Consider the following 11,150-nt stretch of genomic DNA (forward strand, 5'->3'; position numbering starts at 1 on the left):
GTGGCACAACCGTGTCAGCCGGACCTGGAGCTAGCGGCGGCTTCGTCTTTGCTGGACAGCCCGGGCTGCGGCGAGGGCGAAGGTTCGCGCGGCAACTGCGGGGCTGGTCAAGCTGCTGGGATGCGCACGCATGAACGTGACCTCGGAGAATTTGCGGGCCAGCGCGACGTCGGTGACGGTCCCGTCGATCAGCATGTTGGCGTACGCCTGACCGGCCCGCGTCATTGCGGTCTGCCGTGCGCCGACGTGGGGGAGTGCCAGGTCGGGTACGGCCGAGGTCTGCCAGGCGGCGTCCACGATCACCCGCTGCAGATCGAAGAACGCTCGTGCCGGTTGATCGAGGTCAGGCCCGGAGGCCAGGTATTCCGACAGGCAGGACGCGTGCAGCGCTGCCGAACTCATGCCCTGGCCGTAGATCGGGTTGAAGGAGGCTGCGGCATCACCGACGACGGCCAGCCGGGCCGGGAACCGGGTGAGCGCATGGAAGTCGCGGCGGCGGCTGTCCGCCTGGGTGTAGCCGGTGATGGGTTCGAGCAACTCGCCGGCCGTCGCTTGCGGGAACGGGGGCGGTAGCTGGGCACAGATCGCGCGCAGCGCGTCCGGGGTGCGTCCGGGCTTGTCAGCGGCATAGCCGCCCATCATGACGATCCAGCGGTCGCCCTCAACAGCGTTGATGATGGACGGCGCAAGGCCGGCCGGCGTCCGACCGATAGCCCAGCTTGCGAAGGTGAATGCGACCTCGGGATCGACCTCGTCCCGATGAAAGAGCGCCGTGGTGTAGTTGATGTCGACGCGCATGCGCTGCAGAGGGGGCGCGGGCCAACCGGCGTCTTCCAGCCAGTGACCCAGCCGGGTGGAGCGGCCCGTGGCGTCCACCACGAAGTCGGCCGTGAGCGTGTCGCCCCCGTCCAGGCGCACGCCGGCGACCGCCTCACCCACGACATCGAGCCCGACCGCGCGGCTGCCGACCACCTGCAGGTTCGGCAGCGCGAGGGCTCGGCGGCGCAGCGCCGCTTCGAGGAACGGCCGGGTACTCATCACCATCGCGGTCTCGGGTACCGCGACCTTGAGTCGACCGTTGTAGTAGACGCGGCTGTTCTCGGTCGTCGCCAAGCCTGCGCCGGCCGCGAGCAGATCATCGGAAAAGCCGTCGTACCAACGGTCCAACTGCACCCGGCCGGCCGGCAGCAGGGTGTGCACCTGACGGGACTGCGGCACGCCGTGGCGCGGTGCCGCGTCGTCCACCAGCGAGTCGGGTTCCACGATGACCACGTCGTCGAAGTGGTCGGTGAGCACCCGAGCGGCCAGCAAGCCCGCGATGCTGCCGCCCAGGACAATGGCACGACCACCCAACCGTCCGGAGCCAGAGGGACGCGTGGCGGTTCCGAGGCGGTCGAAGATTCGCGCAGGCCCGGAGGTGTTCATCACACTGACCGGATAGGCGTGGCCGCGGATTGCGGTGATCGAGGCGGTGGGGGTGGCGGGCAGGTGCGCATTGCCGGAGTCTACGGACCCACCGGGCGCCCAGAACCACCGCTCCGGATGGTTCGGGCGCGTCAGGAGATCCCGGCGTTCGCCGGGATGACAGGCAGTTGCTCCTAGCCGGGTTGCTCGGTGACGACGGCCAGGACGGCTTCCCCGTAGGACTCGAGCTTCTTGGCACCGACGCCGCTGATGGTGAACAGGTCCTCCGTGCTGGACGGGCGGTGTTGCGCGATCGCGGCGAGGGTGGTGTCCGGGAAGACGACGTAGGCGGGGACGCCGGCGGCGCGGGCGGTTTCGGAGCGCCAGGTGCGCAGGCGCTCGAAGAGTTCGCGGTCGTCCGCGGTGAGCTCGGTCGCGGCGGCGGGGCCCTTCGACGATGCGGACGCTGTCCGCTTGCGGGTCGAGCCGGCGCGGATCACCGCATCTTCACGCAGCGGGACGGGGTGCTCGCCGCGGAGCACCGGCCACGAGGTGTCGGTGATCTCCAGGGTGTGGTGACCGTCGGAGGAGACCGCCAGGATGCCGGCGGCGAGCAGTTGCCGGACGACCGCCCGCCATTGCAGGTCGGTGAGCTCGGTGCCGATGCCGAACGTGCTCAACTCGTGATGCCGCCACTGTTCGACCCGTGGGGTGCGGCGTCCGTGCAGGATGTCGATCAGCTGGCCAGCGCCGAAGCGCTGATTGCGTTCCCGCTTCAAGCGCACCACCGTCGACAGCAGCTTCTGGGCGGCGACGGTGCCGTCCCACGGTGTGGGTGGATTGAGGCAGGTGTCACAGTTGCCGCAGGCCTCGCTGGCCTCGCCGAAGTAGTCGAGCATCAACTGGCGCCGGCAACGTAGCGTCTCGCACAGGCCCAGCATCGCGTCCAGGTGCTGGCCGAGCTGCCGCTTGTGGGCCGCGTCCCCTTCAGAGCGGTCGATCATCTGGCGTTGCTGGACGACGTCCGCCAGCCCGTAGGCCATCCACGCGGTGGCGGGCAGGCCGTCGCGGCCGGCGCGTCCGGTCTCCTGGTAGTAGCCCTCGATGCTGCGCGGCAGGTCCAGATGCGCCACGAACCGGACATCGGGCTTGTCGATGCCCATACCGAAGGCGATGGTCGCCACCATCACGATGCCGTCCTCGCGCAGGAACCGCGACTGGTTGGCCGACCGGACGGCGGCTGGCAATCCCGCGTGGTACGGCAGGGCTTCGATGCCCTCCTTGACTAGGGATTCCGCAGTCGCCTCGACCGATTTGCGGCTCAGACAGTAGACAATGCCGGCGTCCCCGTCGTGCTCGGTGCGGATCAGCGACAGCAACTGCTTCAGCGGCTGCTGCTTGGGCACGATCCGGTACGAGATGTTCGGACGGTCGAAGCTGGCCACGAACGTTCGCGCCCGCTGCAGGCCGAGCCGTTCGGCGATCTCGCGCCGAGTGTTGGGGGTGGCGGTGGCGGTCAGCGCGATCCGCGGCACGTCGGGCCAGCGCTGGCCGAGCACTGAGAGCTTGAGATATTCGGGGCGGAAGTCGTGGCCCCATTGCGACACGCAATGCGCCTCGTCGATGGCGAACACCGACAGGGTGAGCCGATCGAGGAACTCCTGGGTTCGGGGCAGGTCGAGTCGCTCAGGGGCCAGGTAGAGCAGGTCGAGTTCGCCCGCCAACGCCTGCTGCTCGGTGAGTCGTTGCAGCTCGTAGCTCTGACTCGAGTTGAGGAAACCGGCGCGCACGCCCAGGTTCTCCAGGGCGGTCACCTGGTCGTGCATCAGCGCGATCAGCGGCGAGATCACCACCCCCACACCGGGCCGGACGATCGCCGGAATCTGGTAGCACAACGACTTGCCACCGCCGGTCGGCATCAACACGATGGCGTCGCCGCCGGCGGTGACCTGATCGATGATCGCGCCCTGCTCGCCGCGGAATTCGTCGTACCCGAAGGTGCGGCGCAGCACGTCCAGCGGCAACAAGTCAGGCACGAGGTTCATCGTAAGGTCCGGCACTGACAAGGCCATCGAGGCCCAACGCTGGAACGGTGGATCGGCGGCGCGACCGGGCAGGCGGAAATGTCGGAGGCAGCTGTGATGATGAAGCCATGACGACCTATTCAGGTACGAAGGAGTTCGAAGGCGCGACCTTCGTCAAGGCCAGTTTCAAGGGAGCCACACTGCGGTTCTCCGATGTCAGCGGCGTCACGATGCGCAGCGTCGACGTGGACGGACTCGATATCGACAGCCACGACCTGTTCTTCGGCAGCCTCCTGGTTAACGGTGTCGATGTGGTGCCGCTGGTCGATGCTGAACTCAACCGGCAGTTCCCGGGGCGCGAGCTGCAGAAGGCGCAAACCCCGGAAGGCTTGCGCGACGGCTGGGTCGCCGTGCAGTCCGCCTGGCAGACCACCGTCGAGAGCACACCGCGGAACATGGTCGACGCCCACGTCGAGGACGAGTGGTCCCTGGCCCAGACCCTGCGGCACCTCATCCTCGCCACCGACGCCTGGCTGCGCGGCGGCATCCTGCGAATACCGCAACCCCTGCACGAGATCGGTCAGATCTTCACCGGCGCCGAGCAGATGGGCTTCGACATGTCGATCTTCCGCACGGACACCCCCAGCTATGACGAGATCCTTGCGGTGCGCGCCGAGCGGCAGCAGCTGGTCACCGACTTCCTGAGCACCGCGACGCCCGAACTGCTAGCCGAGGAACGTCAGGATCCCTGGGGCGGCGACTGGAGCCCCACCGTGGGGGACTGCATCCGGGTGATCCTGGAGGAGGAGTGGGCGCACCTGCGCTACATCCGACGGGATCTGGCCCTGCTGAGCTGACCTCGGGCCGGCCGGCAGCCGCCCTCACGCGGCGCCGATGCGCTCCGAGAACTCGACAAGGCGGTTGGAGAAGCCCCACTCGTTGTCGTACCACCCGAGCACCTTCGCCTGGTTGCCCACCACCTCGGTCAGGGGTGCGTCGAAGATGGACGAGTGCGGGTTGCCCACGATGTCCACCGACACCAGCGGCGCTTCGGAGTACTGCAGATAGCCTCGCAGCGGGCCGGCGGCAGCTTCGGCGAAGGCCTGGTTGATGTCCGACACGGACGCCGTTCGCCCCAGAACAACCGTGAGATCCGTGATCGAGCCAACCGGTACGGGCACCCGCAGGGCGAACCCGGTGAGCCGTCCCTCGAGTTCGGGGATCACCTTGCCGATGGCTTTCGCCGCGCCGGAGGACGTGGGGATCGTCGACATGGCTGCGGCTCGTGCGCGACGCAGATCGGAATGCGGTGCGTCGTGCAGCCGCTGGTCGCCGGTGTAGGCGTGAATCGTGGTCATCAGTCCGCTCTCCAGACCGAATGAGTCGTTCAACACCTTGGCCAGCGGTGCCAGCGAGTTCGTGGTGCACGATCCGTTCGAGAACACGTCGGACGCGGTCGGGTCGAGCCGGTCATCGTTCACGCCCAGCACGAAGGTGGGGACGTCACCCTTGGCCGGGGCGGACACGATCACCTTTCTGGCTCCGCCGACCAGGTGGGCGAGCGCCGAGGTGCGGTCGGTGAACCGGCCGGTCGATTCGATGACGACGTCGGCCCCGTGCTCACCCCAGGGGATGCTGGCCGGGTCAGCCTGCGACAGCACCGCGATCCGGTTGGCGCCCACCGTAATCGTGTCGCCGTCGACGCTCACGCCATCGAGGTGTCCGGTAATGGAGTCCCACTCGAGGAGTGTCGCCAGAGTGCCGGCGTCGGTGAGATCGTTGACGGCGACCACCTCGACGTCGGCGCTGTTGGCCAGGGCCGCCCGCAGATAGCTGCGCCCGATCCGTCCGAAGCCGTTGATTCCGATTCGCACTGTCATCTCAGTGCTCCTTTCCTAATGGTGTCGATGTGGCAGTTGGCCGCGGATCCAGGGCTGAGGCCCGCAACAGGTCGAGGGCGCCGGCCCGCGCGTCGTCGAAGGGGCGCGGATCCTGCGCCGCGATAGCCAGCACGTATCCGCCCTGGATGGTGGCGGTGAGTAGATGGGCCACGCGGTCGGCGTCCAGGGTGGCGCTGAGTTGTCCCTGTTCGATCGCCTCCCGGACGACCGCGGTGAGTGCCCGATGGACGGCCGCGAACGCCTGAGCGACAGGTGCCAGGAGGCGGGCGTCGTGTGCCACCACCGGATCCTGAGTCATTCGGCCGACCTTGCAGCCTTTGAGCGCTGGCAGGGGACGCGTCAGGTAGAGAGTGAGCTTCTCCATCGGGTCGCCGGGAGCAGTGAGCAACTCTTCGGTCGAGGGCAGCAGGTCGGCGCAGTTGCGCTCCAGCGCGGCCAGGGCCAGCTCACGTTTGCCGGGGAAGTGGTGGTACATGCTGCCCTGGCCCACGCCTGATCGTTCGCGGATCTCGCGCGGGCTGGTCGCTGCGTAGCCGCGCTCCCACATCAGCTCGCTCATCGCCGTGATCAGGCGTTCCCGGGACTCCATATCGCTACTGTACCTACTAGTCGGTACAGCGCAAGGGCTGCAGGACTGGGCGTGATGCCGCCGTGCTGGTCGACACGTATGCACACCGCTGGCGCCCCACTATCCTGTCCTGATCGCGATACCTCGAAGTCGGAGCTATTGGGGGTGTGGCGAACCGCCGTTTGGGGGCTCAGTGAACCATCGATTCGAGCGACTCGCGGTCGTGCTCGTGGCGCTGGCGGCGCTGGTGCTGCCGGGGTGCACGGGTGCCATCCCGATCGAAAAGGTGCCGGAGGGCTGGGCTCTGGATGTGCACCAGCCGGGGGAGTGGTGGAAGCAGCCACTGATTCCGCGTTCGGTCGTCGTGCAGCGCTGTCCACCACCGGCGGGCTGGTCCTCCGAACCGGACCTGTCGCGGGTGACGTCCCTGCCCCCGGGCGTCGACGTGAACTACTCCTTCTGGACCGACGACTACCACTGCGATATCGGCTGGTCCGAATCCCCGAGTTCGGTGACAGTCACGGCGGCCGAGCGTCGTACCGAGGCGGGGCTACGGCGGATCTGCTCGACCAGCGGCCTCGTCATGGACACCGAATGGCGATTCGTCGGTCACAACCTGAGCAGGCCAACCGGTGAGCTACCCGGCACACCCACGACGGTGGCGTTCATCGATGAGCACCGCACAGTCGTCAGCTGCTCAGTCCGCTACCACCCCGAGGGTGAGGACCCCGACGAGGACATCGCCGCCTCCGTCGAACTGTCGCTCGGTGGTCCTGCAGCCGTGGGAGTCCCGGCCTGCCCCGTGAAACCCAGCGGACTGATGGCCAACGATGACGGCACCGTCGCCGAGTACGAACTGAAGGGGGCCGGCGCCGTCCGCAATGAGGTAGGCGTCGTCCTGACTCAGGCGGCCACCCTTCAGATCGGGCTGGCCGGCGACAAGGTGACCAGCACGCATTCGGTCGTCAATGGCATCGCGATCGTCGACGCCAGGGTGACCCCACAAGCGCGTGTCCACTTTGCCGACTGGAATCATCCGCCGACTGTGGAGGGCAAGGTTCTGGATGCCGACGGGAAGCTGCTCGGTAGGTGTCGGAGCTGAGTTGGTTTCGACAAACTCAACCTGCGGGCAGGGTTTCGACAAGCTCAACCCGCGGGCAGGGTTTCGACAAGCTCAACCCGCGGGCAGGGTTGCGACAAACCCAACCCGCGGGCAGGGTTTCGACAAGAATGGTCCGCTGTGATGCTCATCCGGCCCGACCAGCAGCAGTGCGATCCGCCGCTGGGCGGTGGTGGTGCCCAACATCTGCAGCGCCTTCTGGTGCTGGCGCCGATCATGGCGCTGCTGGCTGTGATGGGCTGGACGGCGTCAACCGGCATCCCCGACTCGCTCAGCAGCTATCACGGCGGCCAGTACCGTGACCTGTTCGTCGGCGGTCTGATCGGCACCGCCGTCGCGCTGCTCGGCTACTGGGGAGTGACGCCGATTGAGGACTACACCCTGAACGTCGCGGGCTTCTACGCCACGATCGTCGCCCTGGTACCGAACGACATCGCCGCCCAGATCAGCGAGATGGCGACCTCGGGGCAGACGTCGCCGCGCGATGTGGTCCGGATCATCCTCGGTGGCGCCTTGATCACTGTCGCGGCTTTCGTGTTCGTCGACTACACCCGCAGCGGCTGGTCAATGGGCTGGCTGGCCAAAGGGTCGGGCCTGCTGCGGAACCTGACCCTCACCTCGCTCGCCGTCCTGGCCGCCTACGCCGTGTGGCTTGCCGTGAACGTCGTCAATCCCTCCACCACTTTCGCCTGGGTGCACACGCCGGCCGCTGTGCTGCTGTTCATCCACCTGGGCGTCGCGGTGGCCGCGCAGGGATGGCAGTGGATGCCCCAAGCGATCGAGCCGAGCCCGGCGCGTCGGCGGCTCTATCGAGGAGTCGTCGCCGGGATGCTGGTGACCCCGGTCGCGGTGTGGCTACTGCTGGGGCTGTGGTTGAAACTGCCGCAGGCGGTGCTGGTCCTCGAAGTCATCGAGGTGCTGCTCTTCGCGGTCTTCTGGATCAGTGAGATCGGTCGGTTCTGGAAGGTTCGGAACACGTAGGACGCGCTGATCATGTGAAGGCTCGCGGCTTGGGCCTGTCGAAAACCGCTGCCAGACAGGTTTCGGCAAGCTCGACAAGCGGCCGGAGTTTCGGCACGGTCAGCCGGCGTTGATCGCGATCCGGCGTCCCTGGCAGATCATGTAGAACCCGTAGGTGCTGGTGCCGCAGGCCGTGGCGAGCGCGACGATCGTCCAGACGGTGGTCGCGGCGAGCGTGGTGAAGGTGAGCAGTCCGATGCCCACCAGCGCGGCGGCGATCACCCAGCCGGCGATCCAGTAGTCGATCGTGCGCTCGAAGACGCCGGCGAGCGGAATGAAGTGCAGACCGACGATCAGCGCGATCACCGGGTTCAGGTAGTCGGACAGCCCGGTTGCGCCGAGTACGCCGCTCGCCACGCCGATGAGGACGCCTTCGAGTCCGAAGATCACCCCGAAACGGCGCCCCATGCTGCGGGTCTGGCCGCGCCGCTCCACGGTGTCAACGGTCGGGAACCGGCGGGCGAGCACGAACAGGCGGATGCCCTCGACGACGAACAGCACGACACACACCAGGAAGGCTGCGACCACCACGAAGCCGGCCGGAAGGGGCAGGCCGGCCAGCGTCCAGGACGCCCAGAGCGTCGTGAAGAACGCCATCAACAGCAGGCCGCCGGCCGTGCTGTGCACGGCCACCCGTGGAATGGTGTGCGGCTCAGCGTCCACGGTGGCCCTCGACGGCCGGGACGGCGGCGGACGCCTGCCGTCCATGACCCGGCAGCGCCAGGACGAGACCGGCAACCGCACCAACGGCGAAGCCGATGCCGTGCAGGTTCGCCGTGACGATCAGGGTCGCTCCGGCGAGCAGGCCGACCACGCCCAGCACCCGCGGCAATGGTTGCGCACCGACGACGTAGGTCACCAGGCACAGTGCGGTCAGGCCCAGGTCGGCGACCGAGTTTCCGGCGAAGCCCTGGTTCTGCAGGATCGTGTAGCCGGCGATCTCGCTGACGATACCGGCGGCGACGTACACGCCGAGCAGGACGCCCCGGCCGTACAGCGTCTCGGCGAGGGCGCCGACGATCAGCAGTGCGACAAGGTTGAACACCGTGCCGGCCCAGCCGCCGTCCTGCACGAACAGGGGAGTGACGAGCCGCCACCACTGCCCGCCGAGCAGCGCGTGGCGGTCCCGGCCGAGGCCGGCGAGGATGTCCGGATTCAGGTTGCCCAGAATGCTGACGACGGCGGTGACAGCTGCCAGCACCAGGGTCATTCCGGGCAGCGCCAGCCGCCGTCCGGTGCCGCGCAGGTACGGGACGCCGCCGGCCGCGGCGACAGTGAGCGCGATGCTGATCAGGACCCATTCCATGACTTCTCCTTCCCGTAGGCCTCAGCCAAGGCGGCGAACACCTTCTTCGGCTGCCAGCCGAGACCGGTCCCTTCGTGCGCCACGTCCGGTTCGATGAGCTTCACCACCCCGTAGGACGCCATGTCGAGATCGAACAGCGGGTCTGCGCGGTGCGGCAGTTCGTAGCCGGCGAAGGTGAACCAGAACGCCGAGTCGATCCCTTCGGCGGTGAAGATCGCGAGCAGCTCGCGCAGGTAGTCCACCTGCTCGTCCTCGGAGCGTTCGTAGCGGCCGTCCAGCTTGGGCGGGGTGTGTTCCCAGTCGACGATGGCCCAGCCGAGACCGCCCTTGTCGGCCGCGCCGCGGTAGGTGCAGCAGCCGAACTCGGTGACGGCGACCGGCTTGCCGGTGGCCAGGTAGGCGCGCAACTGCCGGCGGTAGGTCGCCGCGTTCTGCGCGTCGCGGTAGCCGTCCACTCCGACGATGTCGAAGGGTGTCCAGTCGATGCTCTCCCAGCTGCCGCTGGCATAGCTGACCCGCCCGCGGAACCTGGCCCGCACAGCCGTCAACGCGTCGGCGAAGAACGCGTTGAGGGCGGACGGCAACCGGCCGAAGGCGGCGCGGAGCTCGTCCGGCCAGGCGCCGGCCGACAGCTTCGCGGCACGCTCGGCGAAGGTGGCGCCGGGCAGGAATCCGGCGTTGAACAGGCTGATCTCACAGCCGGCGACGAGAACGACGCGGCTGGGGCAGGCCCGCTCCAGGGCGTCCGCACGCTCGGCGGCATCCGCGAGGTGCCGCGCCAGGTCGGACGGCGCCAGCTCGGTCGGGAAGGGCGCGAACCACAGCTCGAGGCCCGCATCGAGGGCAGCCCGGCCGGCGACGACCAGCCTGTCCAGATCGCCGCCGGAGACCCGGACGGCTGTGCACTGCAGGTCGTCGGCGATGACCCTCATCTCGCGGCGCACCAGGTCTGGATCGAAGTGGGTCCGTGATGAGTGACCGTCGCCGGCGAATCCGGTGTCGTAGTTGATTCCGCGACCGCGAAGGGCGGGTCTCCGCTGAGGAGTCCGAGGCTCTTGCGGCTGCTGTTCTGCCGCTGTGCTCACTGAAAAGACAGTACCACTCTAAAACTAGAGTGACCATAATATTTCGGATAGAATGAACCCCATGGTGGCGAGACCGGAGGGGCTGCGCGAGCGGAAGAAGGCCCGCACGAGGGCATCGATCGCAGAGGCGGCGATGACGCTGTTCGCCGAGCGAGGCTTCGACCAGGTCACCGTCGCGGAGATCGCGCATGCTGTCGAGGTGTCCGTGGCGACGGTCTTCAACTACTTCCCGACCAAGGAGGACCTCTTCTTCGATCGTCAGGACGAGGTGGTGAGTCAGCTGGCCAATGCCGTCCGTGCCCGACAACCCGCCGAACCGTTCGTGGACGCCTGCCGCCGCGATCTGCTCAACCTGATCGACCAGCGCGATTGGCGGGTCGGGCTCGCTGCCGGGATGGGCAGGTTCTATCGGATGGTTGCCGACAGCCCCTCGCTACAAGCGCGGTCCCGGCTGATGGTGGACCGCTCCGTCACCCGGCTGACCAGCGCCATCGCCGAGGAACTCAACACCACCGAGGACGACATCGTCGCCTCGAGCACCGCCTGGATTCTGGTCGCGATCCAGACCAACCTGCTGAACCAGGTGCAACGCGACAGCCTGGTGGGGCTCGCACCCGAAGCGATCGCGGAGCGGCTCACGGTGGCGACCAACCGGGCCTTCGACCTGCTGCAGGGACCGATCGCCACGCTGGGCGGAGGAACCGGTCCGCACAGGTAGCGTG

11 protein-coding genes are annotated in these 11,150 nt (G+C 67.8%); 4 read left to right on the top strand and 7 right to left on the bottom strand.

All coding sequences use genetic code 11. The annotated features are described in order from the left end of the window. Window positions 1-30 precede the first annotated feature (30 nt). Window positions 31-1,425 (bottom strand): FAD-dependent oxidoreductase, encoded by a 1,395-nt coding sequence (locus QM624_RS09845; RefSeq protein ID WP_415091276.1) that lies wholly within the window; start codon window positions 1,423-1,425, stop codon window positions 31-33. A 173-nt stretch (window positions 1,426-1,598) separates the two neighbouring features. Continuing rightward, window positions 1,599-3,449 carry a DNA helicase RecQ gene (recQ, locus tag QM624_RS09850; RefSeq protein WP_415091278.1) on the bottom strand — a complete coding sequence of 617 codons (1,851 nt, stop codon included), beginning with the start codon at window positions 3,447-3,449 and terminating at the stop codon, window positions 1,599-1,601. A 107-nt stretch (window positions 3,450-3,556) separates the two neighbouring features. On the opposite strand from recQ, the gene QM624_RS09855 reads away from it, so the two are divergent. Then, window positions 3,557-4,285 carry a DinB family protein gene (locus QM624_RS09855; protein ID WP_415091280.1) on the top strand — a complete coding sequence of 243 codons (729 nt, stop codon included), beginning with the start codon at window positions 3,557-3,559 and terminating at the stop codon, window positions 4,283-4,285. 24 nt (window positions 4,286-4,309) lie between these two features. On the opposite strand, the gene gap is transcribed toward QM624_RS09855, so the two are convergent. After that, complete coding sequence (gene gap, locus QM624_RS09860) at window positions 4,310-5,308, bottom strand: type I glyceraldehyde-3-phosphate dehydrogenase (RefSeq protein ID WP_415091282.1); 999 nt, start codon at window positions 5,306-5,308, stop codon at window positions 4,310-4,312. Between the two features lies 1 nt (window position 5,309). Further along, a complete protein-coding gene (locus QM624_RS09865; protein WP_415091284.1) occupies window positions 5,310-5,918 on the bottom strand; it encodes a TetR/AcrR family transcriptional regulator in 609 nt (202 codons plus the stop codon). Window positions 5,919-6,090: 172 nt separating this feature from the next. Here QM624_RS09865 and QM624_RS09870 point away from each other — a divergent pair, with 172 nt between their 5' ends. Beyond that, on the top strand, window positions 6,091-6,999 hold the full coding sequence (locus QM624_RS09870) for a hypothetical protein (protein ID WP_415091286.1): 909 nt from the start codon (window positions 6,091-6,093) through the stop codon (window positions 6,997-6,999). A 138-nt stretch (window positions 7,000-7,137) separates the two neighbouring features. Further along, window positions 7,138-7,998 (top strand): hypothetical protein, encoded by an 861-nt coding sequence (locus QM624_RS09875; RefSeq protein WP_415091288.1) that lies wholly within the window; start codon window positions 7,138-7,140, stop codon window positions 7,996-7,998. A 99-nt stretch (window positions 7,999-8,097) separates the two neighbouring features. Here QM624_RS09875 and QM624_RS09880 read toward each other — a convergent pair whose 3' ends face one another. From QM624_RS09880 to QM624_RS09890, 3 genes are read right to left on the bottom strand one after another with little or no spacing between them, the layout of a single operon-like run. Continuing rightward, on the bottom strand, window positions 8,098-8,700 hold the full coding sequence (locus tag QM624_RS09880; RefSeq protein WP_415091290.1) for a hypothetical protein: 603 nt from the start codon (window positions 8,698-8,700) through the stop codon (window positions 8,098-8,100). Next, a complete protein-coding gene (locus tag QM624_RS09885; protein ID WP_415091292.1) occupies window positions 8,690-9,343 on the bottom strand; it encodes a rhomboid family intramembrane serine protease in 654 nt (217 codons plus the stop codon). Before QM624_RS09885 ends, QM624_RS09880 begins: the two co-directional genes overlap by 11 nt. Further along, window positions 9,328-10,275 (bottom strand): hypothetical protein, encoded by a 948-nt coding sequence (locus tag QM624_RS09890; RefSeq protein ID WP_415091294.1) that lies wholly within the window; start codon window positions 10,273-10,275, stop codon window positions 9,328-9,330. The genes QM624_RS09885 and QM624_RS09890 overlap by 16 nt, the downstream gene beginning before the upstream one ends. A gap of 214 nt (window positions 10,276-10,489) precedes the next feature. On the opposite strand from QM624_RS09890, the gene QM624_RS09895 reads away from it, so the two are divergent. Beyond that, window positions 10,490-11,146: a TetR family transcriptional regulator gene (locus tag QM624_RS09895; protein WP_415091296.1), complete on the top strand. Its 657-nt coding sequence runs from the start codon at window positions 10,490-10,492 to the stop codon at window positions 11,144-11,146. The last annotated feature ends 4 nt before the right edge of the window (window positions 11,147-11,150 follow it).

Source organism: Micropruina sp. (assembly GCF_047606365.1).
Classification (GTDB): Bacteria; Actinomycetota; Actinomycetes; order Propionibacteriales; family Propionibacteriaceae; genus Micropruina.